Annotated in this window: 20 protein-coding genes and 5 tRNA genes; 17 read left to right on the forward strand and 8 right to left on the reverse strand. The window is 69.7% G+C overall.

The window, feature by feature from the left end; all coding sequences use genetic code 11:
- Positions 1-70: 70 nt before the first annotated feature.
- The 6 genes from ACH4LD_RS28435 to ACH4LD_RS28460 all read right to left on the reverse strand — a co-directional run bounded on the left by ACH4LD_RS28435 (position 71) and on the right by ACH4LD_RS28460 (position 9,569).
- The gene (locus ACH4LD_RS28435; protein WP_004983065.1) at positions 71-484 is read right to left on the reverse strand and encodes a roadblock/LC7 domain-containing protein; all 414 of its coding nucleotides are present in this window, start codon (positions 482-484) and stop codon (positions 71-73) included.
- A gap of 10 nt (positions 485-494) precedes the next feature.
- A complete protein-coding gene (locus ACH4LD_RS28440; protein ID WP_398057193.1) occupies positions 495-3,743 on the reverse strand; it encodes a nitrate- and nitrite sensing domain-containing protein in 3,249 nt (1,082 codons plus the stop codon).
- Positions 3,744-4,141: 398 nt separating this feature from the next.
- Positions 4,142-4,717: an ATP/GTP-binding protein gene (locus tag ACH4LD_RS28445; RefSeq protein ID WP_014675211.1), complete on the reverse strand. Its 576-nt coding sequence runs from the start codon at positions 4,715-4,717 to the stop codon at positions 4,142-4,144.
- The gene (locus ACH4LD_RS28450) at positions 4,698-5,096 is read right to left on the reverse strand and encodes a DUF742 domain-containing protein (RefSeq protein WP_398057192.1); all 399 of its coding nucleotides are present in this window, start codon (positions 5,094-5,096) and stop codon (positions 4,698-4,700) included. The genes ACH4LD_RS28445 and ACH4LD_RS28450 overlap by 20 nt, the downstream gene beginning before the upstream one ends.
- Before the next feature lie 111 nt (positions 5,097-5,207).
- Positions 5,208-5,621 (reverse strand): roadblock/LC7 domain-containing protein, encoded by a 414-nt coding sequence (locus ACH4LD_RS28455; protein ID WP_014675212.1) that lies wholly within the window; start codon positions 5,619-5,621, stop codon positions 5,208-5,210.
- 9 nt (positions 5,622-5,630) lie between these two features.
- Complete coding sequence (locus ACH4LD_RS28460; RefSeq protein ID WP_398057191.1) at positions 5,631-9,569, reverse strand: nitrate- and nitrite sensing domain-containing protein; 3,939 nt, start codon at positions 9,567-9,569, stop codon at positions 5,631-5,633.
- Between the two features lie 567 nt (positions 9,570-10,136).
- Here ACH4LD_RS28460 and ACH4LD_RS28465 point away from each other — a divergent pair.
- The 12 genes from ACH4LD_RS28465 to ACH4LD_RS28520 all read left to right on the forward strand — a co-directional run bounded on the left by ACH4LD_RS28465 (position 10,137) and on the right by ACH4LD_RS28520 (position 18,129).
- Complete coding sequence (locus ACH4LD_RS28465; RefSeq protein ID WP_132788873.1) at positions 10,137-10,331, forward strand: hypothetical protein; 195 nt, start codon at positions 10,137-10,139, stop codon at positions 10,329-10,331.
- A 225-nt stretch (positions 10,332-10,556) separates the two neighbouring features.
- Positions 10,557-11,342, forward strand: a complete 786-nt coding sequence (locus ACH4LD_RS28470; protein WP_132788872.1) for a fumarylacetoacetate hydrolase family protein — start codon at positions 10,557-10,559, stop codon at positions 11,340-11,342.
- Positions 11,335-12,816, forward strand: coding sequence for a glutamate--tRNA ligase (gene gltX, locus ACH4LD_RS28475; RefSeq protein WP_132788871.1), 1,482 nt, complete (start codon positions 11,335-11,337; stop codon positions 12,814-12,816). The genes ACH4LD_RS28470 and gltX overlap by 8 nt, the downstream gene beginning before the upstream one ends.
- Positions 12,817-12,942: 126 nt before the next feature.
- Complete coding sequence (locus tag ACH4LD_RS28480) at positions 12,943-13,617, forward strand: DUF4241 domain-containing protein (RefSeq protein ID WP_398057190.1); 675 nt, start codon at positions 12,943-12,945, stop codon at positions 13,615-13,617.
- A gap of 66 nt (positions 13,618-13,683) precedes the next feature.
- Positions 13,684-14,415, forward strand: coding sequence for an HAD family hydrolase (locus ACH4LD_RS28485; RefSeq protein WP_398057189.1), 732 nt, complete (start codon positions 13,684-13,686; stop codon positions 14,413-14,415).
- Positions 14,416-14,505: 90 nt separating this feature from the next.
- Positions 14,506-14,577: transfer RNA gene (locus ACH4LD_RS28490), tRNA-Gln, on the forward strand.
- A 21-nt stretch (positions 14,578-14,598) separates the two neighbouring features.
- Positions 14,599-14,671 (forward strand) — tRNA-Glu (locus ACH4LD_RS28495).
- Positions 14,672-14,700: 29 nt separating this feature from the next.
- Positions 14,701-14,773, forward strand: a tRNA-Glu gene (locus ACH4LD_RS28500).
- 21 nt (positions 14,774-14,794) lie between these two features.
- Positions 14,795-14,866, forward strand: a tRNA-Gln gene (locus ACH4LD_RS28505).
- A gap of 28 nt (positions 14,867-14,894) precedes the next feature.
- Positions 14,895-14,967, forward strand: a tRNA-Glu gene (locus tag ACH4LD_RS28510).
- Between the two features lie 115 nt (positions 14,968-15,082).
- The gene (locus ACH4LD_RS28515) at positions 15,083-15,484 is read left to right on the forward strand and encodes a hypothetical protein (RefSeq protein WP_398057188.1); all 402 of its coding nucleotides are present in this window, start codon (positions 15,083-15,085) and stop codon (positions 15,482-15,484) included.
- Positions 15,481-18,129: a tyrosine-protein kinase family protein gene (locus ACH4LD_RS28520; RefSeq protein ID WP_398057187.1), complete on the forward strand. Its 2,649-nt coding sequence runs from the start codon at positions 15,481-15,483 to the stop codon at positions 18,127-18,129. The genes ACH4LD_RS28515 and ACH4LD_RS28520 overlap by 4 nt, the downstream gene beginning before the upstream one ends.
- Before the next feature lie 114 nt (positions 18,130-18,243).
- Here ACH4LD_RS28520 and ACH4LD_RS28525 read toward each other — a convergent pair whose 3' ends face one another.
- Positions 18,244-18,888: a MerR family transcriptional regulator gene (locus ACH4LD_RS28525; protein WP_398057186.1), complete on the reverse strand. Its 645-nt coding sequence runs from the start codon at positions 18,886-18,888 to the stop codon at positions 18,244-18,246.
- An 81-nt stretch (positions 18,889-18,969) separates the two neighbouring features.
- On the opposite strand from ACH4LD_RS28525, the gene ACH4LD_RS28530 reads away from it, so the two are divergent.
- Complete coding sequence (locus ACH4LD_RS28530; RefSeq protein WP_132788865.1) at positions 18,970-19,467, forward strand: DUF4188 domain-containing protein; 498 nt, start codon at positions 18,970-18,972, stop codon at positions 19,465-19,467.
- A 91-nt stretch (positions 19,468-19,558) separates the two neighbouring features.
- On the opposite strand, the gene ndgR is transcribed toward ACH4LD_RS28530, so the two are convergent.
- Positions 19,559-20,275 carry an IclR family transcriptional regulator NdgR gene (gene ndgR / locus ACH4LD_RS28535; protein WP_014675221.1) on the reverse strand — a complete coding sequence of 239 codons (717 nt, stop codon included), beginning with the start codon at positions 20,273-20,275 and terminating at the stop codon, positions 19,559-19,561.
- A 206-nt stretch (positions 20,276-20,481) separates the two neighbouring features.
- On the opposite strand from ndgR, the gene leuC reads away from it, so the two are divergent.
- The 4 genes from leuC (at position 20,482) to ACH4LD_RS28555 (ending at position 23,807) form a co-directional block, all read left to right on the forward strand.
- A complete protein-coding gene (leuC, locus tag ACH4LD_RS28540) occupies positions 20,482-21,906 on the forward strand; it encodes a 3-isopropylmalate dehydratase large subunit (protein WP_132788864.1) in 1,425 nt (474 codons plus the stop codon).
- Positions 21,907-21,911: 5 nt separating this feature from the next.
- On the forward strand, positions 21,912-22,505 hold the full coding sequence (gene leuD / locus ACH4LD_RS28545) for a 3-isopropylmalate dehydratase small subunit (protein ID WP_398057185.1): 594 nt from the start codon (positions 21,912-21,914) through the stop codon (positions 22,503-22,505).
- A 272-nt stretch (positions 22,506-22,777) separates the two neighbouring features.
- Complete coding sequence (locus ACH4LD_RS28550) at positions 22,778-23,008, forward strand: hypothetical protein (protein WP_398057184.1); 231 nt, start codon at positions 22,778-22,780, stop codon at positions 23,006-23,008.
- Positions 23,009-23,144: 136 nt separating this feature from the next.
- Positions 23,145-23,807: an HU family DNA-binding protein gene (locus ACH4LD_RS28555; RefSeq protein WP_103811201.1), complete on the forward strand. Its 663-nt coding sequence runs from the start codon at positions 23,145-23,147 to the stop codon at positions 23,805-23,807.
- Positions 23,808-23,869 lie beyond the last annotated feature (62 nt).

The raw sequence follows: 23,869 nt of genomic DNA on the forward strand, positions 1-23,869 counted from the left end.
GCACCCATCCCTGGGGAACCGCGTCCCGAAACCTTACGGCCCCGGGACGCGAATACGCACCGTCCGATTGTTAGTTGAGAAGGCTTCCCTGAAGCTCCGCGCGGAGATCCGGGGTGAGGACCGTGCCCGCGCGGTCCACCAGAAGGGCCATCTCGTACCCGATGAGGCCGATGTCCGCCTCCGGGTGGGCCAGGACCGCGAGCGAGGAACCGTCGGAGATGGACATGATGAAGAGGAATCCCCGCTCCATCTCCACAACCGTCTGATTCACGCTGCCTCCCTCGAAGATCCGGGAGGCGCCTGCCGTCAGAGACGTCAGACCGGAGGCGACGGCCGCGAGCTGGTCGGCGCGGTCGCGGGGGAAGCCTTCGGACATCGCCAGAAGGAGTCCGTCGGCGGAGACCACCACCGTGTGGGACACCCCCGGGGTGTTGTCCACGAAGTTGGTGATCAACCAGTTCAGGTTCTGTGCCGCCTGGCTCATCGGGCTCACACTAACGCTCCTGGTTGTAGGTGCTGTCAGGACCGAAGCCCTGGCCGTTCGTTTCACTGCCTGCGCTGCGTCCGCGCTGGACGCCCCGGCGCAGGTTGCTCAGCCTGCCCCGGACGTCCTCCGGGGCGCGGGAGACCTGTGGGCCTCCCTGGGGGGTGGTTTCGGCGGAACCCTCGACCAGATTGGCCTTGGGCACCCGCCGCGGCAGGCCCGAGGCGGTGACCCCGCCTGCCTTGGGCTTCCGGAGCTGCGCGGCCTGCTGCCACCGCTCGTCGTTCGCCGAACGCCAGTCGCTCTGGCCGCCCGTCCCCGGAGCGTTCCCCGGTGCGGGAGCCGGCGCTTCCTGCTGCGCGCGGGCCGTGCCGTTCGCGGAGCCGGTGCCGTGGGAGCCGCTCGCGGGGGCACCGCGGCGGGGCAGCCCGGCGTCGGTCAGCGCGTGCGCGGCGGGAGAGGCCGTTCCCGGACGGTCGAAGCCTACGCGGTTCCGCTCACTCGCGTCAGCGGCCTGCGAGGATTCCGTTTCCGGAGCGTACTGGGCCGGGTAGCCGTTCTGGTAGCCGTCCTGCTGGGGCCAGTCGTCCTGGTACGGCGCCGTCTGGGCAGGCTCCGCATACGCGGACGCGGGCTCCGGGTAGCCGCCGTTCGCGGAGAAACCGTCGTGCTGCGGCACTTCGCCGTTCTGCGCGTAGTACTGCTCGTCGTAGGGCTGCTCGTACCGCTGCTCGTACGACGCGTGCTGCGGCTGCCGCTGCTCCTCGTACGTCTGCTGCGGCCGCTCCTCGTACGCCGGAGCCTCGTACGACTGCTGCTGCTGCTGTTCCTGGTACGCCTGCTGCTGCCCGGTGAACGGGTCCGTGTACCCGGCGGGGGCCTCGGTGGCCTCCTGCCGCGGCTCGGCGGGCTGCTGGCCGTGGTTCTGGGCCTCCAGGGCGGCGCGGCGCTCCTCGCGCATCAGCGAGCGGCCCACGGGGTCCAGGTCGCGGATGTCGTCGGGGACCTGCGGGTACTGGCTGTCGTCGAAGCCCAGTTCGGCGGCGGTGCGCATCGGCTGCTGCTGGCCGAAGTTCTCACCCTGGAACTGCTGCTCCGGGATGATCTGCGAGACGGTGAACTCCTCGCGGTCCAGCGGGGCCTCGCCGCCACCACCGTGCGTGATCGCGTCCGGCAGCATGACCAGGGACGTCGTGCCGGCCTGCTCGCCCGAGGGGCGCAGCTGGACCCGGATGCCGTGCCGGTCGGACAGCCGGCCGACCACGAACAGGCCCATGCGCTGCGAGATCGCGGCGTCCACGGTCGGCGGGTTGGCCAGCTTGTGGTTGATGTCCGCGAAGTCCTCGGCGGTCAGACCGATGCCCTTGTCGTGGATCTCGATCATCACACGGCCGTCGGGCAGACGGGTCGCCGTGACGCGGACCTTGGTCTGCGGGGAGGAGAACGTGGTGGCGTTCTCCAGCAGCTCGGCCAGCAGGTGCACGAGGTCGGTGACCGCGCGTCCGTGGATCTCGGCCTCCGGCACGCCCGACAGTTCGATGCGCTCGTACTGCTCCACCTCGGAGGAGGCGGCGCGCAGCACGTCGATGAGCGGCACGGGCTGGTCCCAGCGGCGGCCGGGCTCCTCGCCGGCGAGGACCAGGAGGTTCTCGCCGTTACGGCGCATACGGGTGGCCAGGTGGTCCAGCTTGAAGAGGTTCTCCAGCTGGTCCGGGTCGGCCTCGTTGTTCTCCAGGTCGGTGATCAGGGTGAGCTGGCCCTCGATCAGCGACTGGTTGCGGCGCGAGAGGTTGGTGAAGATCGCGTTGATGTTGCCCCGCAGCAGGGCCTGTTCGGAAGCGAGCCGGACCGCCTCGCGGTGGACCTGGTCGAAGGCGCGGGCGACCTCGCCGATCTCGTCCTTGGTGGTGATCGGGATCGGCGCGACCCGGGTGTCGACCCGTCCGGGGTCGGTGCGGGAGAGCTGGTCGACCAGCATCGGCAGCCGCTGCTCGGCGATGCCGAAGGCGGCGTTGCGGAGCTGGCGCATCGAGCGGCTCATCTGGCGCGCCACCGCACCGGCCAGGATGAAGGCCAGCAGCAGGGCGACCACGACTACGGCACCGGTGATGAACGCCGAGGTCCTGGCGTCGTCGGCGATGGCCGAGGCCTCGTTCACCGCCTTGTCGGCCATGTCCGACTCGATCTGGCGGTACGCCTTGTACTTGAGCGTGTTGACCGCCCACCAGTTGTCGGCGGTGATGCCGCCCGCCGCCAACTGGTCGCGAGTGGCGGTGCTGGTGTCCTTCATCGTGGCGACCGCGGTGACGAGCTGGGTCAGCTCGGAGGGCGGCGCGACGTACTGCGGGTTGCGCGCCTTGGCCTTCTGGACCATGGCGGCGGCGTCCGTCTTGATCTTCTGTTCGGCGTCGCTCAGCTTCTGCGCGTCGGCCTCGGTGCCACCGCCGAGGTACTCCTCCCGGGCGATGCGCTCCAGGTAGGCGTAACTGGACAGGGAGACCCGCTGGGTCGCGAGGTTCGGGGCGTCCGGGCCGGGCTTGACCAGCAGGTGGGTGCCGATCGACCGCTCCAGCGACAGCGCCGCCTTGGTCAGGGAGATGGCGTAGACGGTACGGCCGTAGGAGGTGATGTTTCCGGTGCCCAGACCGAGTTCGTTGGCGAACTCCATCAGGGGGTGGCTGACCTCGACGTAGCCCTCTTCGGTCTGCACGCCGGTCGCCTTGGAGGTGTACGCGATCTGCCGCAGCTGCGCCAGCTTGGGCTCGGCCTCGCGGAACAGCTTCAGCCGGCGTTGCAGACCCGACGTGGCGGGCATGCTCTTCGTCGCCTCGTCGAAGGCGTCGGCGGCCTGGTCCGTGGCCTTGCGGGCGTTGTCGACGAGCGCCTTGCTGTCCGTGTCCTTCTTGTTCAGCAGCAGCGGTGCCGCGGTGACGTCGCGCTCGCTCTCCAGCGCGTCGGCGTAGGTGAGGGCGGCGCGCACGAGACGGGCGGTGTTCTCCGCGTCGCGGGCCTGCTGCCAGGTGTCGATCGAGCTCTTCACCTGGAAGCCGCCCATGACGAGGCCGACGGCCACGGGTATGAGCAGGATCGCGTTCAGCCGGGTCGGCACCCGCCAGTTCCGCGGGGAGAGACGGCCGCCGCTCGGCGCGGGCGTGGCCGCCGGTTCCGCAGCGGGAACGGGGGTGGGCGCCGCAGCGCGCGGCGGCGGGGTGAAGTTGCCCCGCGCCGACGGCTCGGGACCGTTCTTGCTTCGCCTCACTCGACCAACAACCTCTCGGCGGTCGGCACCTACGTCGTGCCGCAGTCTCTCAGAGCCCGGTTCGCCATCGACCACCAGTACGTACTCGGTACGCACTCAGTACGTCTTTGACCATTGGGCAGTTCAGGCATTCCAGCACGTGGACCAGTGCACTTCCAAACAGTGGGAACGTGGGGATGGAGCGGTTGTAAGCGCCAGATAAAACGGTCATAAAGAGCGAGCCCCGCCAAAAGGCGGGGCGTTCGTGCGCACAGCGGCACCGCACGACCGCGTCGCGTGGTGATGCCGGGCGATTCCTCTGCCGAACTGTTATGAACACCGGAGCCGACCGTGTCAAAGGCCACAGTCGGCTCCGAACCCCTTACGACAACTGCCGTACGGACCGTCGTACTTGAGTGCTACTTCAGGCGTGCCATCAGGGCGTGTTCCACCAGGGTGATCAGCGCGCTCTTGGCGTCCGCGCGGTGGCGGGCGTCCGTCGTGATGATCGGGGTGTCCGGTCCGATCTGCAGGGCCTCGCGGACCTCGTCGGGGGTGTAGGGCTGCTGGCCGTCGAAGCCGTTGAGGGCGATGACGAAGGGCAGGCCCGAGTTCTCGAAGTAGTCGACCGCCGGGAAGCAGTCGGCCAGGCGCCGGGTGTCGACGAGGACGACGGCGCCGATGGCGCCGCGGACCAGGTCGTCCCACATGAACCAGAAGCGGTCCTGGCCGGGGGTGCCGAACAGGTACAGGATCAGGTCCTGGTCCAGGGTGATGCGGCCGAAGTCCATGGCCACCGTGGTGGTGGTCTTGTCCCCGGTGTGGGTGAGGTCGTCGATGCCGGCCGAAGCGGACGTCATGACGGCCTCTGTGCGCAGCGGGTTGATCTCCGAGACGGCGCCGACGAACGTGGTCTTGCCCACGCCGAAGCCGCCCGCCACCACGATCTTCGCGGAGGTGGTGGCCCGGCCCCCGTCAGAGCTTGCGAAGTCCACTGAGCACCCTTTCGAGCAGCGTCACGTCCGGAGCGCCACCGTTGTTCTCGTCCCCACCCGGCTGGTGGATGGCGACCAGGCCGGCCTCGGCGAGGTCGGCCACCAGGATCCGGGCCACACCGAGCGGCATGGCCAGCAGTGCGGAGACCTCCGCGACCGACTTGACCTCGCGGCACAGGTGGCAGATGCGCTGGTGCTCCGGGAGCAGCCCGATGAGCGCTGCCGGGTCGGCCGTGGTGCTGATCAGCGCCTCGATGGCGAGCTGGTAGCGAGGCCTGGTCCGGCCGCCGGTCATGGCGTACGGCCTCACCAGCGGCTGGTCGCCCTCGTCCCCGTACGGCTCCGCGTACGGATCATGATGGGCGGTGGGCGGGGTCATGAATCCTCCGGGCGGGACAGCAAGTCGGTCAGTCAAGCCGTCTGACGGGGCCGGTGGGGGGATTGTGGCGGCCGGACGGTGTTTTTGTGAGGTGGGTGGTGCCGGGGGCGGTCAGTGAAGCAGACTTCCCTGGAGTTCGGCGCGCAGGTCCGGTGTGAGTACCGCCCCCGCGCGGTCGACGAGCAGTGCCATCTCGTAGCCGACGAGACCGATGTCCGCCTCGGGATGGGCCAGGACCGCGAGCGACGACCCGTCCGAGATGGACATCAGGAAGAGGAACCCGCGCTCCATCTCGACGACCGTCTGCGCCACGGTGCCGCCCTCGAAGATCCGGGACGCCCCGGCCGTCAGGGACGTCAGACCGGATGCGACGGCCGCGAGCTGGTCCGCGCGGTCCCGGGGGAAGCCTTCGGACATCGCCAGCAGAAGGCCGTCGGCGGAGACCACCACGGTGTGGGACACCCCAGGGGTGTTGTCCACGAAGTTGGTGATCAACCAGTTCAGGTTCTGTGCCGCCTGGCTCATCGGACTCAACTAACGCTCCTGCTGGTGAGTGGGGCTCGGGAAGCTGCCGGTCTGGCCGCTGCCGGCCTGACGGCCCTGAGCGATGCCCCGACGGAGATTGGTCAGCCGTCCGCGCACGTCGTCCGGCGCGCGCGAGACCTGCGGACCGCTTTGGTGCTGTTGCTGCTGTGCGGTGCCCGGCACGAGGTTCGCCCGGGGGACGCGGCGCGGCAGGCCGGAGGTGGTGACCCCGCCGGCCGCGGGCTGACGGACGCGCTCGGCCTGCCGGACGAGTTCGTCGTTCGGCGAGGTACGCCAGGAGCCGTTGCCGTGGGCGCTGCCGTTGTTGCCGGCGGGCGCGGGACGCTGCGGAGCGGGCGCCTGCGGCTGCTGCTGCGCGGGCGCGTTCTCCTGCTGCTGACCGTGGAACCAGTTGGTCTCCAGCCTGTCGTACAGCGGGGTACGGCCGTCACCCGGACTGCTGGCCGGCGGCAGGGCCCATCCGTCACCGGGCGCCTGGGCGGCGCCCCGGTTGCCGGGCTCCTGGCGGACCGGACGCTGCTGCGGGGCCTGCGGACGGGGGGCGCCGAAGTCGTCACGGGCCGGCTGCGGGCGCTCGAACTGACCGGTGTGACCGGGGTTCTGGCGACCGGGCAGAGCGTGCTGCCCGGTGGAGCTGCCGTCGTAGCCGCCGTCGTACCCCTGCGGGGCCTGCTGGGCCGGGAACTGGCCCGTGTGCTGGGCGCCGGGGTCCCGTCGCCCGGGCGCCGGCGTGCCGAACACGTCGGAGCGGACGAACGAGCCGGTGCCCTGCTGGTCGCCGCCGTCGAAACGGCCCTGCTGCCGGCCGTCGTCGGGGAGCCCGAACTGGCCCGTGTCCTGCGGGCTCTCGGGCCGCGGGAACTGGCCGGTCTGCTGAAGGTTGTCGGGCCGCGGGAACTGGCCGGTCTGCTGGAGGTCGTCGGGCCGCGCGAACTGGCCGGTCTGCTGGAGGCTGTCCGGGCGCTGGAACTGGCCCGTGTTCTGAGCGCCTTCCGGCCGCGCGAACTGGCCGTTCTGCTGGGCGAGGTCCGGGCGGGCGAACTGACCCGTGTGCGAGCCGCCGTTCAGCTCGGCACGCGGGAACTCGCCGGTCGCGGCCGGTCCCTGGGCGTCGATCCGCGGCATCTCCGCCGTCGAGCCCGGGCCCTGCCGGTCGTCCACGCGCGGCATGTGCGCGGTCTGCGCCGGGTCCTGCTCGTCGTGGCCGCGCGGGGTGTCCAGCGAGGCACGCGACAGCGGGGCCTGCGCGTCGCTCCAGTCCGGCGTGCGGGACTGCGGTTCACCGCCGGGCAGTTCGGCCCGCGGGCCGCCGCGCGGCGGGAGCTGGGGCTGACGGCCCTGGTCGGGGGCGCCGCCGGACCGCTTCGGGCGACGGCCGCCGAAGGCGTCCTGCTGCGGACCGCCCGGGTTCGCGGCCTGGAGCCCCTGCGGAGCGCCCGGCGCCTGACCGCCGAAGCCGCCGGCACCGGCACCGGCCGGAGCCGGCCGGCCGCCCTGCGGACCACGGGGGCCCGGCGCACCGGGGCGGCCGCCCTGGCCCGTGCCGGGCAGCGCGGCCCGGGGACCCTGGGCGGAGCCGACCTGGCCACGCGGGCCCGGACCGGCACCGAGCAGACCGCCACCGCCCGGGGCGCCGCCGTTGCCGGCGGTCTGCCGCCGGGCCGCGGCCGCACCGGCGGCGGCCTGCGCGGCGGCGGGACCACCCGTGGACACGGGGGCACCGGGCTTGCCCGGAGCGGGCTTCTTGCCGCCCTGGGCGACGTCCACGGGCAGCATGACCAGGGCGGTCGTACCACCGGAGTCGGACGGGCGCAGCTGGATGCGGATGCCGTGCCGCTGGGACAGCCGGCCGACCACGAACAGGCCCATGCGGCGGGAGACGGAGACGTCCACGGTGGGCGGCGAGGCGAGCCGCTCGTTGATCGCCGCGAGGTCCTCGGGGGAGAGGCCGATACCGGTGTCGTGGATCTCGATCAGGACGCGGCCGTCGGGCAGCGCGTGACCGGTGACCTTGACCTTGGTCTGCGGCGAGGAGAACGAGGTCGCGTTCTCCAGCAGCTCGGCGAGCAGGTGCACGAGGTCGTTGACGACCCGGCCGGCCACCTCGGTGGTGGGGACGGCGGCCAGCTCGATGCGCTCGTACTGCTCCACCTCGGACGCGGCGGCGCGGAGCACGTCGACCAGCGGGACCGGGCGGGTCCAGCGACGGCCGGGCTCCTCACCCGCGAGGACGAGGAGGTTCTCACCGTTACGGCGCATACGCGTCGCGAGGTGGTCGAGCTTGAAGAGCGAGGAGAGCTGGTCCGGGTCGGCCTCGCGGGACTCCAGTTCGGAGATGAGGGAGAGCTGGCGCTGGATCAGGCCCTGGGAGCGGCGCGAGAGGTTGGTGAACATCGCGTTGACGTTGCCCCGCAGCAGGGCCTGCTCGGCGGCGAGGCGGACCGCCTCGCGGTGCACGTCGTCGAAGGCCGCGGCCACCTGGCCGATCTCGTCCCGGGAGTGCACACCGACCGACTCCACGGAGGTGTCGACGTCCTGCGGGTCCGACTCCGACAGCTGCTTGACCAGCTCGGGCAGGCGGTCCTGGGCGACCCTGGTCGCGGTCTCCTGGAGCCGGCGCAGCGAGCGGATCATGGACCGGGCGACGACGAACGCGCCGACCAGCGAGACACCGAGCACGAGCAGGATCAGCGCACCGGAGATGATCGCGTCACGCTGGGTGGCGCTCTTCAGCTCGCGCGCCTTCTGCTCCATCTCCTCCAGGAGCGTGCGCTCGATCTTCTTCATCTGCTCGATCTTGGTCGAGCTGTCGTCGACCCAGTCTTTGTACGACCGCGAGGGGAGCTGCTGGAGGCCGTCCGGGGACTCGAAGGAGCGCTTGGCGTAGGTGTCGGCGGACTCGATCGTCGGGTTGCCCTCGTCGATCGGCTTGAGCAGTTCCTCGGCGTTCTGGCCGGCGTAGATCTTCCGGAAGATCGCCAGCTCGGAGCCCTCGCTCTCGTACGCCGACTGGCCGTAGAGGCGGTCGTTCTCGGAGAGGTCGCCCTTGGTGCTGGTGGTCGCGGGCAGTGCGGCGGCGATCATCGCGCGCTGCACGGAGGCGTACTCCTTGGCGGTGGAGAAGGCCGCCAGGGCGCGGGTGCGCGAGATCATCTCCGGGTTGCTGGACGCCTCGGCCATGTCCTGGGAGAGGCCGATCAGCTGGGTGATGAGCCGGTGGTAGGACTCGACCGTCTGGGTCGCGTTGTCCTTGGACGAGTAGGCCGACTTGCGGATCTTGGCGAGGTCGTCGAGCTGGTTGGCGAGGCCGACCAGCGCGTCGCGGACGCCCTGGAGATTGCCGTCCTTGCTGGCCGCGTCGATCTGCTCGGAGGAGTCGAGGAAGTTCTCGCGGGCCCGGTCGGTCTTCTGCTGGTAGGCCTTGATCTGGTAGTCGTTCGCCTTCAGGCCGCCGTGCGCCAGGGGGCCGGCGGACTGGTCGCGCTCCTCCTGGAGCGCGTGGGCCAGCTCGGTGGCCTGCTTGGTCATCTCCGTCAGCAGCTTCATGTTGTCCAGCTGCTGGATGTCCTCGACGGACTGGTCGATGCGCAGCGCGCCCAGCGAGGTGGCCGCGACCACCGGCAGCGCGAGCAGCGACACCAGGCGGGTGGAGATGCGCCAGTTGCGCAGGGCGAGCCGCGAACCGGTGCCGGTCGGGCCCTGCACGGGCTTCACCGTCGGCGCGGAGTCGCCCGAGGGCGTCGCGGTCGCGGAGGCCGACGAGGCCGAGGCGCCCGGCCGCCCGCCGCGCTCACCGCCGTCCGCGGCCTGGCCCGGGCCCGGGTTCTGGGCGTGCTGGGGCGAGGAGCTGACGGCCTTGGGGCCAGTCCCGCCGTGCGGCTCCGGCTCCGCCGAAGCGCTGCCATCCCTCTTGAAACGTCCCTGCACTAGCGTCGCAACCTCTGGACCAGGCGCCCCTCCGCGTGAACGGAGGGACACGGTGTCGGCGTTGTGGAGAGCGCCCTGAATACGCCCCCCGGTGGTCTTGAGTGACCGGCGCTGGTTCCCCCCTGTCTCGCCGCCGCTCGGCGCTGTGCGCGCCCCCTGCGCCGGTTCGATCCCGCGGCGGTCCGTGGAATTCCAGCACAGTGCAGGATCTCCAACAAGGGCAGTGGGCCGAGCTGTGACCTCCGTGACGGCCAGTGAGTGCCGGGTTACCAGCCGTGGAACCAGATCTTGGGCATAACGGGCGTACTCGTGCGAGTCGCCGCGCGGCGTCCTGTGTCCCAGTCGCCATGATCAGGAGCGGAATGGTGGCTTCAGTGGGTCAATGTCCGTTTCTCCAAGACGGGTTGCCGGTCGGAATTGACCGGTTTGCCCGCGACTTCGTGAGCAAACTCACATGCGACTCATGGGCAGTTGGCGTCTTCGTCGGGGAATCGGATGTTTAGCCTGACGCTTTACAAGACGGACGACTCTGCCAACCACTCGACCAGAGGCCACAGGACGACAACGGTGAAGACGACGATGATGTTCCGCAAGATTGCCAACCCGCGGCGCACGACCCTGGCGCACCTGAAGGACGCCGGCGAACTGCAGACGCCCGAGCTGCCGGAGCACTCCGTCGACCTCCCCGCCCAGACGGCCAACCCCAGGCGCACCGTCCTGATGGAGGTCCCGGTCGGCGCGGGGGCCCCGGCCGGCGAGTGACCGACGGCTCCGCCGGGCGCGGCCGGAAGGACCACGACGGTCCCTTCCGGCCGCGTTCGCGTTCCCCGCGTCCCCCGGCCGGCGCCGTGGGGCGACCGTGCCCGAGTGCGCCCCGGTGACCCGCCCCTGACCTGCGGCGATGCCCCCGGAAGCGAACAACTTCGCATAGCTCCGATAACCTGAGGCGTCAGTACGCCGGTTCTCAGTGAGGGGCGCAAGGATCCCGTGCGCATCGCCAGGTTCTCCATCGACGGGAACGTAGCCTTCGGCGCGGTCGAGGGCGACAAGCAGGACGAACTCGTCCTCGACATCATCAAGGGCATCCCGTTCGCGGACTTCGAGCTGTCCGGGACGAAGGTGCCGCTGAGCAAGGTCAGGCTGCTCCCGCCGGTGCTCCCCAACAAGGTCGTGGCGTTCGGCCGCAACTACGCCGAGCACGCGCGCGAACTGGGCAACGAGGTGCCCGACGCGCCGTTCGCCTTCTTCAAGCCGTCCACCTCCGTGATCGGCCCCGGCGACGACATCCAGTACCCCTCGTTCTCCCAGGAGCTGCACCACGAGGCCGAGCTGGCCGTCGTCATCGGCCGCCTGTGCCGCGAGGTCCCGCGCGACCGCGTCAAGGACGTGATCTTCGGCTACACCTGCGCCAACGACGTCACCGCACGCGACGTGCAGAAGCGCGAGAAGCAGTGGGCCCGGGCCAAGGGCTTCGACACCTCCTGCCCGCTCGGCCCCTGGGTGGAGACCGACCTCTCGGTGGACGCCGCGAACGACCTCACCATCCAGCTCACGGTCAACGGCGAACAGCGCCAGCTCGGCCGCACGAGCGAGATGATCCACCCCATCGAGGACCTGATCGTCAACATCTCCGAGGCCATGACGCTGCTCCCCGGCGACGTGATCCTCACGGGCACCCCCGCGGGGGTCGGCCCCCTGAGCGTCGGCGACGAGGTCGCCGTCACCATCGAAGGCATCGGCACTCTCACCAACAAGGTTGTCAAGCGTGGCTAGCGCACCCGGCTCCGTACGCGTCCGTTTCTGCCCCTCGCCCACCGGTAACCCCCACGTGGGCCTGGTCCGCACCGCCCTGTTCAACTGGGCGTTCGCCCGGCACCACCAGGGCACCCTGGTCTTCCGCATCGAGGACACCGACGCGGCCCGCGATTCCGAGGAGTCGTACAACCAGCTGCTCGACGCGATGCGCTGGCTCGGCTTCGACTGGGACGAGGGCCCCGAGGTCGGCGGCCCGCACGCGCCGTACCGCCAGTCGCAGCGCATGGACATCTACGCCGACGTCGCCCAGAAGCTCCTCGACGCCGGCCACGCCTACCACTGCTACTGCTCCCAGGAGGAGCTGGACAGCCGCCGCGAGGCCGCCCGCGCCGCCGGCAGGCCCTCCGGCTACGACGGCCACTGCCGCAACCTGACCGCCGAGCAGGTCGAGGAGTACCAGGCGCAGGGCCGCACCCCGATCGTCCGCTTCCGCATGCCGGACGAGACCATCACCTTCACCGACCTGGTCCGCGGCGAGCTCACCTTCACGCCGGAGAACGTGCCCGACTACGGCATCGTCCGTGCGAACGGCGCCCCGCTGTACACGCTGGTGAACCCGGTCGACGACGCTCTGATGGAGATCACCCACGTCCTGCGCGGCGAGGACCTGCTCTCCTCCACCCCACGCCAGATCGCGCTGTACAAGGCGCTGATCGAGCTGGGCGTCGCGAAGCAGATCCCGCGGTTCGGCCACCTGCCGTACGTCATGGGCGAGGGCAACAAGAAGCTCTCCAAGCGCGACCCGCAGTCGTCCCTCAACCTCTACCGCGAGCAGGGCTTCCTGCCCGAGGGCCTGCTCAACTACCTGTCCCTGCTGGGCTGGTCGCTCTCCGCGGACCAGGACATCTTCACGATCGAGGAGATGGTCCAGGCCTTCGACATCGCCGATGTGAACCCCAACCCGGCGCGCTTCGACCTGAAGAAGTGCGAGGCGATCAACGCCGACCACATCCGCATGCTGGACGTGAAGGAGTTCACCGAGCGCTGCCGCCCCTGGCTGAAGGCCCCGTTCGCGCCCTGGGCGCCGGAGGACTTCGACGAGGCCAAGTGGCAGGCGATCGCCCCGCACGCCCAGACCCGTCTGAAGGTCCTGTCCGAGATCACCGACAACGTCGACTTCCTGTTCCTGCCGGAGCCGGTCTCCGACGAGGCCTCGTGGACCAAGGCGATGAAGGAGGGCTCCGACGCCCTGCTGCGCACCGCCCGCGAGAAGCTCCAGGCGGCGGACTGGACCTCGGCCGAGTCGCTCAAGGAGGCCGTCCTTGCCGCCGGCGAGGCGCACGGCCTCAAGCTCGGCAAGGCCCAGGCCCCGGTCCGCGTGGCCGTCACCGGCCGCACCGTCGGCCTGCCGCTCTTCGAGTCCCTGGAGATCCTGGGCGAGGAGAAGACGCTGGCCCGCATCGACGCTGCGCTGGCCAGGCTGACGGCGTAGGCGCGCGCGTCCCCGAGGGGCGGTGGCCGTAGGGCTGCCGCCCCTCGGGCGTGCCTGTCAGTGGGTCGCACTAGTGTTTCGGCTCACACGGCTCGCACAGCGAGCGCGATCGAGAAGGGCGCCGTCATGCCGATGAGTCCGCGGGACTACACCTGGCTGTTCACCCCGGGCAGCACGTTCGCCTACGAGTCCGGGACCACGGGTGTGATCCACGTGGCCGACGGGGGCGAACTGGACCTCCCCACCGGCCGGGTCGTCGCGAGCGACCCGTTCGTCTACCTCGGCAGCGGTGACATCGAGCCGTTCACGGCCACCGTCGAGCCCGGCCGCTACCGCGTCGAAGCGGCCGTCGCGACCCTCACCCGGCCCGGCGAGCCCCCGTCCGACCTGCCCCACCTGCGCGTGGCCGCCGCCCGCCTCGTCATCCGGGACGAGCCGGCCGTCACCTGGGAACTGGCCCTGCTCCCTGGCCAGGACCCCGCGACGCTCAAGGACGACGAGTTCTTCGGGTACGGCGTCGACGCCGGCACGGGCTGCTTCTACGACGCCTCGGCCGAGGAGGCCTTCCCGGAGACCCGGGAGGAGGAAGGGCCGCTGTGGGAGGCGTTCGAGAGCAGCGACTGGTCGCCGGGGCCGTACCTGGTCAGGTCCACGGACGGCGGCCACACCCTGGCCGCGTTCACCTCCGGCTGGGGCGACGGCTGCTATCCCACCTGGACGGGCCGCTCGGCGTCGGGTGAGGTCACCTGCTTCCTGACGGACTTCTTCGTGGCCCCGGACCCCGCCTCCGACCAGGCCTGACGGCGTCCGACGGGCAACGATCCGATTCCCCGGCGTCCCGACCGGTGCGGCGGTACCGTCGGTCGTATGACGATCAGAGCCGTGGTCTGGGACGTGGACGACACCCTGTTCGACTACACGACCGCCGACCGGGAGGGCATGCGGGCCCACCTCGCGGTGGAGGGGCTGCTCGCCGGCCACGGCAGCGCCGAGGCCGCGCTGGTCCGGTGGCGGGAGATCACCGAGCGGCAGTGGGCGCGCTACGCCGCCGGCGAGACCACCTTCCAGGACCAGCGGCGCGACCGGGTGCGGGTCTTCCTGGACAAGGACCTGACCGACGCGGAGGCCGACGACTGGTTCGGGCGGTACATCGGGCACTACGAGGCCGCCTGGAGCGTCTTCCCGGACGTCCTGCCCGCCCTGGAAGCCCTCGCGGCCAGCCACCGGCACGCGGTGCTGTCCAACTCCAGCATCGCCGTCCAGGAGCACAAGCTGCGCACGCTCGGCCTGCTCCACCGCTTCGAGTCCGTGCTGTGCGCCGCCGAGCTGGGCGTCTCCAAGCCGGAGCCGGGCGCCTTCCTGGCGTCCTGCGAGGCGCTGGGGCTGCCCCCGCACCAGGTGGCGTACGTCGGCGACCACCCGGAGGTCGACGGGCGGGGCGCCGCCGAGGCCGGGTTGCTGTCGGTGTGGATCGACCGCGGGGCGGCCTACGCGCGGGCCGCCGGGGAGGTCGTGGCGCACCGGATCTCGACCCTCGCCGAACTCCCGGCGCTCGTCCGCGCCGATACCCGTTTTGGAGCCCCGTCCACCTTCAGGTAATGTTCTTCCTGCGCCGAGGGGAGCGGGCCGGAAGGCCGGAGCCCCGAGGAGCAAGCTAGAACGAGAACCCCGTAGGGGCTTGAGTTCCAGTGGCCTATGGTGTAATTGGCAGCACGACTGATTCTGGTTCAGTTAGTCTTGGTTCGAGTCCAGGTAGGCCAGCTCGCAGAGCTTATCTGCAAAGCCCCCGTTGTGTAGCGGCCTAGCACGCTGCCCTCTCAAGGCAGTAGCGCCGGTTCGAATCCGGTCGGGGGTACTGATCTCGACCTCGTCGGGATCGCTAGGGCCCCCGTTGTGTAGCGGCCTAGCACGCCGCCCTCTCAAGGCGGTAGCGCCGGTTCGAATCCGGTCGGGGGTACTGACTGGTCTAAACCATCATTGGTCTATGGTGTAATTGGCAGCACGACTGATTCTGGTTCAGTTAGTCTTGGTTCGAGTCCAGGTAGACCAGCTCGGACCTGCGGAAACGCAGAGTCCACGCCCCCGTTGTGTAGCGGCCTAGCACGCCGCCCTCTCAAGGCGGTAGCGCCGGTTCGAATCCGGTCGGGGGTACGTATGCACGGAAGCCTCCCAGCTCAACTGGGAGGCTTCCGTCGTCTCGGCTGCACCAAGCCGCATCGGGTGGGGAGACCTGATGGTGTACGGCAGGGGTAGAGGGGGGTAACGCGTGGCTGACTACCAGGCCGTGGCCGGAGTGCGTGCGGCAGAGGCCAAGACCCTGGCTGACTCGGGTCACTATCTCGGAGCCGTCTACTTGGCCGGCTATGTGGTCGAGTGCAGGTTGAAGACCTACTTGCAACTGAACGGGATCCGCTTCCCCCGGAGCGGGCACGAAGGACACAACCTGCGTGGGTTGTGGCAGTCTGCTCAGTTCCCGCCGCCGCCGGGACACGCCCACCTGTTCATGGTCCATTGGGGTACTGAACTCCGCTACGAGGCCCGTTTGCCTGCCGACGTCGACCCGAAAGACCTGCTCAAGGGTGGAAGGGAGCTGGCAAGCTGGGTGGCGACGCGTATCCGGCAAGCGAGCTCCCGACGAGGATCCGCTGGCCGCAGGTGGATCGGATGAGGAAGGCCGACGTGAATTCCGCCCATGACTCCGCTGAGAAGATCACGGCAGCCGTACGAGAGGTCGTCCCTTCGGCAGTGGTCCACGTCGTACGTGACGCCGGGGGCCTTCTGGTGCGTGCCGAGAGTGACGGCTTCGGGCCGTGGACCCCGGAGGAGCGGAAGGCCAAGGTCGTGGAACCGCTCGATGATGATGTGCTGCGCCAGGTACATACCTGGGAGCTGCTCACTCCGGCGGAAGCCGAGTGGTACGGCGACTTGGGCAGTGACGATGCTGGCGACCGGGCACCGCACTGGACTTCCGCCCTGGAGCGGGCCCAGGACGCCGACCGCACCCTGCCTTCCGTGACCTTCGCCAGCGACCTGGACGAGGATCTTGATTCGGCCCCGGTCGTCACCTTCTACAGCCTCAAGGGTGGCGTCGGGCGCAGTACGGCGCTGGTGTCGGTAGCGCGTCGCCTGAGCAGTGATCATGGACTCACCGTTGTCTGCATCGACATGGACTTGGAGGCACCCGGCCTCGACTCCCTGTTCGGCATCGAGAATCAGGTCGACACCGACCAGGGAGTGGTGTCAGCGCTGCTGCAGTACGAGTTCGGAGAAGAGAGCTCGGCACTCAAACACCTCATCCCCGTAGACGACGCAGGGCGGTTGTACTGCATGCCGGCCGGCCGGATCGACAGCGCCTACGCTGCTCAGTTGCGGGCGCTGGAGCCGGAGATCTGGTACCGGGAGGGTACGAATGCGCTGCATCGGCTCATCGATGACGTACGCGACTCCAACCTTCGGCCCGACGTCATTCTGATCGACTCCAGAACTGGTGTCAGTCCCGTTGCGGCGCCCTTGCTGTTCGACGTCTCGGACATGGCGGTCATCTGCTTCCATCCCCATGCCCAGGCGCGAGCCGGCACGGAGATGCTCACCAAGGCCTTGTTGAGCGCTACGACGCGGCGCAGTACGGCCGGCCAGGTCATGACACCTGAGCCGCGATTCGTCGTGTCACCGATGCCGCCCGGCATCAGCGCCACGCGCCTTGCCGAGCGCGCCAGATCGTGGGTGGAGGCGTGGACGGCGATCGCAGGCTCCCGGCGTGAAGCGACTCAGGGTCTGTCGGCCGAAGAGATCACTCACATGATCCCGTACAACGCGGAGGTGGCTTTCGCGGACACCGTCGGAGTGTCGCGCGGGCAGCTGACGCCTTACGCCCGCATCGCCGACTGGATCGTTCAGATCGTGCCTGAGCCTACGCCTGCGCTCGCCGTCCAGAACCGGACCTCCGAAAGCAAGGCCGAGGCGCTTCGGCAGCTGTCGTTCTCGACCGGCACGGCCGAAATCCTTGATCACGATGAGTTCTTGCAGGACTACGTCGTGACACGCCAGGTCAACGAGACCGCCGCTCCCGATGTGCCCTTGATCCTTGGCCGCAAAGGGACGGGCAAGACGGCCCTGTTCCGCTGGTTGGCGGCCGGAAAGCTGGCCGAATGGGAGCCGGTGCTGGTGACGACACCGAATCAGTACAGGGGCCGTCCAGCGTGGTCATTCGGCCCGGACAACTATGCGGCTGTCGGTGGCGCCCTTGAGCAGCGAGGCCTGGACTGGGGCTCTTTCTGGCAGGTGCTCATGGCGCTCGCCATCTATCAGTCCCACGCCCCGGCCCAAGAGCTCGGAACTCCGCATCCGGCGTTCACCGAGCTTGACGAGGGTGACTTCGCGGTGACGCAGGCGGTCTTCGAAGTCCTCGATGACCCGATGGGCCCGCTTCGATGTGGTGACTGGCTCCGCCGTGTGGACGCGAGTGGCGACCACGGCCTCCTCCTGCTCTTCGACGGCTTGGACACGGCTTTCGGTCACTCGCCGGTCCAGCGATCGCGCAGGTCGGCTGCGATCAGCGGGTTGCTCACGAAGCAGGCCGACCTCGCCTCTCGCTTGAACAGGGTTCGTCTCAAGGTCTTCGTCCGGCAGGACATCTGGCAGGGACTCCGCTTCGAGAACAAGAGCCACTTCTTCGGCTTGTCCCGCCGCCTCCAGTGGGAGGACCGAGAGGAGTACTTCAAAGTCGTCCTCAAGCGTGCCGTACGCGCCTCCGCCTTCGCAGACGTACTGGCGGTGCTCGACCCGGCCCTGCCCGCGACGGAGGTGGCGGCCTGGAGTCCTGAGCAGGTGGATGCCGCCTGGAGTGCCTTGGTGGGCGAGCGCATGCGAGGTGAGCGCACCGCTTTCACCGCCAACTGGGTGTGGAACCGACTGGCGGACGGCAACGGAGACCACTCACCGCGTGCACTGCTCCAGCTTTTCGCCGCAGCGCTGGATTGGGAGCGAGCGGAGGAGAAGCGCAGCGGTTACGACCGCTCCGTCCTCCGGCCCCGTAGTCTGGCACTCAGCCTCGAGAGCGTGAGTGACAAGGCCTTGTCCGCCCTGCTCGATGAAGAGTTCCAAGAGCTCAGGCAGGTGGCGGAGGCTCTGCGCGAGTATGGCCGGACGCCTGTCACCGAGGAGGCGCTGGGCGAAATCGAAGAGGACCTCGTCGTCCTCGCGCAGGAGGCCGGGCTCCTGGAGGCGCTCGACACCGATGGATCTGAGCGTTTGTTCAAGGTCCCGGATCTGTACAGGTGGGCGCTTGGCGTCACCCGCCGTGGGCCGATGTAGCGGGGCACGACATACCGGCGGCCGCTCTTCCGGTTGTCTTGAGACCTGGCGGCGCGGCAAGCGGGGGAGCGGGAGCAGGAGGCGCGGCGGACGCTCGAATCCGGCTGCCGGGCGCTACTCGAAGCCGTACCGCCGGGCCGACTCCTCCTCCTGGGCCAGCCGGCGCAGGGCCTGGAGGATCGGCTCGGTCAGCACCGCGCCGAGCACCGCCGTCTCCACCTTCTCCGCCTCCGACGGGTGGGTCTCCACGAAGTCCAGATCGAGCTTCGCCGTCTCGTGCATCAACTCGGCGTAGGGGGCGAGCAGTTCGCTGTCCCAGTCGTAGCCGAGCCGGCGGAAGGCGGCCACCGCCACCACCAGGGAGCGGTAGGCGGGGGAGATCGTGGTCAGCAGCCTCGCGTTCGACCAGCCCAGCCGGTCCAGCAGCTCGTCCGTCTCCCGGCGCGCGGCCCGGACGTACTCGTCGTCCTCGTCCGGCTCCGGCACCTGCGGCAGCGCCCACAGGGCCGCGCCCAGCCGGATCGTGCGCCCCAGGGACTCGTCGTCGACGTTCCGCAGCACCTCCCGGACCGTGGCCACCGGGAGTCCGCCGACCTGGATCATCGCGCGGACCAGCCGCAGCCGGCGCAGATGTGCGTCGTCGTACTCCGCCGTCGTCGCGTTGATCTGGCGGCCCGGCGGCAACAGGTCCTCGCGCAGGTAGTACTTGATCGTCGCGGTGGCCACACCACTGCGCCTGCTCAGCTCGGCGAGCCGCATGTCTTGCGCTCCTCTTTGGATACCGCCACTATCCAAGCACCGGCCGTTGGATAGTGCCGCTCACCGACGAGGGGGGACGTCATGGTGTCCCGTACGACCGCCGACGCGAAGGGCGACGTCGTCGTCCTGTTGATCGGCATGCGCATCAACCGCTTCCGGGCCGTTCACCTGTGGCTGCCGGTGATGCTCGCGATGCTGCGCATGCTGCGGGAACTGGAGAAGGACCCCGGGCGGGGGCTGCTGGCCAAGGTGCTGCTGACGGCATCCCCGCGTACGTACTACGTCGTGCAGTACTGGGAGTCCAAGGACAAGCTCTACGCCTACGCGACCGCGCCGGACGCCTTCCACCACAAGGTGTGGGCGCGGCTCAACCGCAAGGAGCGGGCCGGGAAGCTGCGCGGGCAGGTCGGGATATGGCACGAGTCGTACGTCGTGCCGGAGGGGTCGTACGAGGCGATCTACGGGGACATGCCGGCGTTCGGGCTGGCCGCCGCGCACGGGCAGGTGCCGCTGGAGAAGCGGGGGCGCTACGCGAAGGACCGGTTCGCCTACCGGTCGGGCGGTGATGTGCGCGCCTAGGTGCCGTGGGGAAGGGCGATCCGCTCCCGTCGGGAAGAAGTCGCCGCGGCGTTGAGGCGGCCGCTTCCCGACCGGAGCGGATCTCCTGCTCTCAGCCCGAGCGGCGCAGGGCCTCCGAGAGGCGGCCCGCCGCGTCGATGACCGCCTGGGCGTGCATGCGGCCCGGGTGGCGGGTCAGGCGCTCGATGGGGCCCGAGACGGAGACGGCGGCCACCACGCGGTTGGAGGGGCCGCGCACGGGCGCGGAGACGGACGCGACGCCCGGCTCGCGCTCGCCGATGGACTGGGCCCAGCCGCGCCGTCGTACGCCCGACAGGGCCGTCGCCGTGAAGCGGGCGCCCTGAAGGCCCCGGTGCAGGCGCTCGGGCTCCTCCCAGGCGAGCAGGATCTGCGCCGAGGAGCCCGCCTTCATCGTGAGCGTGGAGCCGACCGGGACCGTGTCCCTGAGGCCGGACAGGCGTTCCGCCGCGGCCACACAGATCCGCATGTCACCCTGGCGCCGGTAGAGCTGCGCACTCTCGCCGGTGACATCACGGAGGTGGGTGAGCACGGGGCCCGCCGTCGCGAGCAGGCGGTCCTCGCCGGCCGCTGCCGCGAGCTCCGCGAGGCGCGGGCCGAGGATGAAACGGCCCTGCATGTCGCGTGCCACCATGCGGTGGTGTTCCAGGGCCACGGCCAGGCGGTGAGCCGTGGGTCGTGCCAGTCCGGTCGCGCCGACCAGACCCGCGAGGGTGGCCGGACCGGACTCCAGAGCGCTCAGGACGAGGGCCGCCTTGTCCAGAACGCCGACGCCGCTACTGTTGTCCATGCAACGATATTCACGTCTCACTCTGTGAAACGCAAGTTCAATTTTCCGTGGAACGCGCCACCCTTGAATCACACAGCGGCCCGCAGACCAACGGGCCTGGCGGTGGACGCCCGGAATCACGACGTTCAGGGGCCCGAGACGGGCAGCCACCGCTCCTCAAGATCTCTAGTTGGGTCGGTGGACGCTTGCCGGCCGGAGGGAAAGCGATGGGTAGGACACTCGCGGAGAAGGTCTGGGACGACCACGTCGTCCGGCGCGCCGAGGGCGAGCCCGACCTCCTCTACATCGATCTGCACCTGCTGCACGAGGTGACCAGCCCGCAGGCCTTCGACGGGCTCCGCAAGAACGGCCGCCGGGTGCGCCGCCTCGACCTCACCATCGCGACCGAGGACCACAACACCCCGACCCTCGACATCGACAAGCCCATCGCCGACCCGGTCTCCCGTGCGCAGCTGGAGACCCTGCGCAAGAACTGCGCCGAGTTCGGGGTGCGGCTGCACCCGCTGGGCGACGTCGAGCAGGGCGTCGTCCACGTCGTCGGCCCCCAGCTGGGTCTGACCCAGCCGGGCACCACCGTCGTCTGCGGTGACTCCCACACCTCGACGCACGGCGCGTTCGGCGCGCTGGCGTTCGGCATCGGCACCTCGCAGGTCGAGCACGTGCTGGCCACCCAGACGCTGCCCCTGGCCCGCCCGAAGACGATGGCGATCACGGTCGACGGCGAGCTGCCCGAGGGCGTCACCGCCAAGGACCTGATCCTGGCGATCATCGCGAGGATCGGCACCGGCGGCGGCCAGGGCTACATCCTGGAGTACCGCGGCTCCGCCATCGAGAAGCTCTCGATGGAGGCCCGGATGACCATCTGCAACATGTCGATCGAGGCCGGTGCCCGCGCGGGCATGATCGCCCCCGACGAGACCACCTTCGAATACCTCAAGGGCCGTCCGCACGCCCCCGAGGGCGCCGACTGGGACGCGGCCGTCGCGTACTGGAAGACGCTGCGGACCGACGAGGACGCCGTCTTCGACGCCGAGGTCGTCATCGACGCCGCCGAGCTGTCGCCGTTCGTCACCTGGGGCACCAACCCCGGCCAGGGCGCACCGCTTTCGGCGCACGTCCCCGACCCGGCTTCGTACGAAGACGCTTCGGAGCGCCTGGCCGCCGAAAAGGCCCTGGAGTACATGGGGTTGGAGGCCGGACAGCCGCTGCGGTCCATCGGTGTGGACACCGTCTTCGTAGGCTCCTGCACCAACGGCCGCATCGAGGACCTGCGCGCCGCCGCCGACATCCTGCGGGGCCGCAAAGTCGCCGACGGCGTACGGATGCTGGTCGTCCCGGGCTCCGCGCGCGTGGGCCTGCAGGCCGTCTCCGAGGGCCTGGACGTGGTCTTCAAGGAGGCCGGCGCCGAATGGCGGCACGCGGGCTGCTCGATGTGCCTCGGCATGAACCCCGACCAGCTGGCCCCGGGCGAGCGCTCCGCCTCCACCTCCAACCGCAACTTCGAGGGCCGGCAGGGCAAGGGCGGTCGTACCCACCTGGTGTCGCCGCAGGTCGCGGCGGCCACCGCCGTCCTGGGCCACCTGGCCTCCCCGGCCGATCTGACCGACGACCGCACGCCCGCTGGAGTCTGAGAATCATGGAAGCCTTCACCACCCACACCGGCCGGGCCGTCCCGCTGCGCCGCAGCAACGTCGACACCGACCAGATCATCCCTGCTCACTGGCTCAAGAAGGTCACCCGGGACGGCTTCGAGGACGGGCTGTTCGAGGCCTGGCGCAAGGACCCCGAGTTCGTCCTCAACCGCCCCGAGCGGCAGGGCGCCACGGTCCTGGTCGCCGGCCCCGACTTCGGCACCGGCTCCTCCCGTGAGCACGCCGTCTGGGCGCTGCAGAACTACGGTTTCAAGGCCGTGATCTCCTCCCGCTTCGCCGACATCTTCCGGGGCAACTCGCTGAAGAACGGCCTGCTCACGGTGGTCCTGGACCAGAAGATCGTGGACGCGCTGTGGGAGCTCACGGAAGCGGACCCCACGGTTGAGGTCACTGTGGACCTTGAGGCGCGTGAGGTGCGCGCCGAGGGCATCACCGCCTCCTTCGAGCTGGACGAGAACTCCCGCTGGCGGCTGCTGAACGGCCTGGACGACATCTCCATCACCCTCCGGAACGAGGACGAGATCGCCGCCTACGAGGCCGGGCGGCCCGCCTACAAGCCGCGGACGCTCCCGGTCTGATCCGGCGCCGACCGGGCCTTCGAAGGTCAGGTTTCGGCCACTCCAACACCTCGTCCGTACCCCCGATCGCCACGATTGGGGGTACAGCCATGTCTGCACCCGAACGGACCTGCGACTCCGCCCTGGTCCGCTCAACTTCCCACGTTAAGACGGCCGTTGCCCGGGTAGGTGAGTGCTGTGTTCGCGTCTTCCGCAAGTGCCTGGAAGGCCATTTGAGGCGGTAGTTGCACCCTGCGCAGGCGACAACTCGCCCCAGATGGCACAATCTGTGCATGGGACACGACGGCCAACTCCAGCTCTATACGGCGGTCGCGAACCAGCTCAAGGAAGCGCACGCAAGGGTGCGCGCACTGCAAGTCCCGGAGGGCGTACGGATGGCGCTGACCCGGAAGCTGCTGGTCATTACGGCCGCGGCCAAGCACGATCTCGCCGACGCGGCAAGGCGGCTCGATCGGTTCACGGCGGATCTTGACGCGGGTCGGATCCCCGAAGAGGACCGCTGAACCGTCCGGGACAGCCGAGTCCGTTGCGGCACAAGGGTGATAAGCCCGTTTCGTGTTTGATTTGCGGTATATATCTGCCTAACGTGCGAAAAAGCTTGAACACTTTCGTTCTGGCGATGTCTCCGAAGGGGAAGACGTGAACAAGGCGCAGCTCGTAGAAGCGATTGCCGACAAGTTGGGTGGCCGCCAGCAGGCCGCCGACGCTGTCGATCATGTTCTGGACGCCATCGTCCGCGCGGTCGTCGCGGGCGAGCGGGTCTCCGTCACCGGCTTCGGGTCCTTCGAGAAGGTGGACCGCCCCGCCCGTTACGCGCGCAACCCGCAGACGGGCGAGCGGGTTCGGGTCAAGAAGACCTCCGTGCCGCGCTTCCGCGCCGGTCAGGGCTTCAAGGACCTGGTGAGCGGTTCGAAGAAGCTCCCGCGCGGGGGCGAGGTGGCGGTCAAGAAGGCGCCGAAGGGCAGCCTGTCCGGCCCGCCGCCCACCATCGCGAAGGCCGCCGGCAAGAAGGCCGCCGCCAAGAAGACGGCGGGCGCGGCGAAGAAGACCGCGGGTACCGCGGCGAAGAAGACGGCGGCGAAGAAGACCACCGCCGCCGCGAAGAAGACCACGGCGAAGAAGGCTCCCGCCAAGAAGACCACGGCGACCGCCAAGACCACCGCGACGAAGACCGCCGCCAAGAAGACGACGGCCAAGAAGGCCCCGGCGAAGAAGGTCACCGCCAAGAAGGCCCCGGCGAAGAAGTCGACGGCCCGCAAGACCACCGCCAAGAAGACCACCGCCCGCAAGGCGACGTCGTAAGGCCGCCAGGGCATTCACGCGCCGGGCCGGACTCCCCTGGGGAGCCCGGCCCGCGGTGTGTG

This window comes from Streptomyces sp. NPDC017676 (genome assembly GCF_044329325.1).
Lineage (GTDB): Bacteria > Actinomycetota > Actinomycetes > Streptomycetales > Streptomycetaceae > Streptomyces.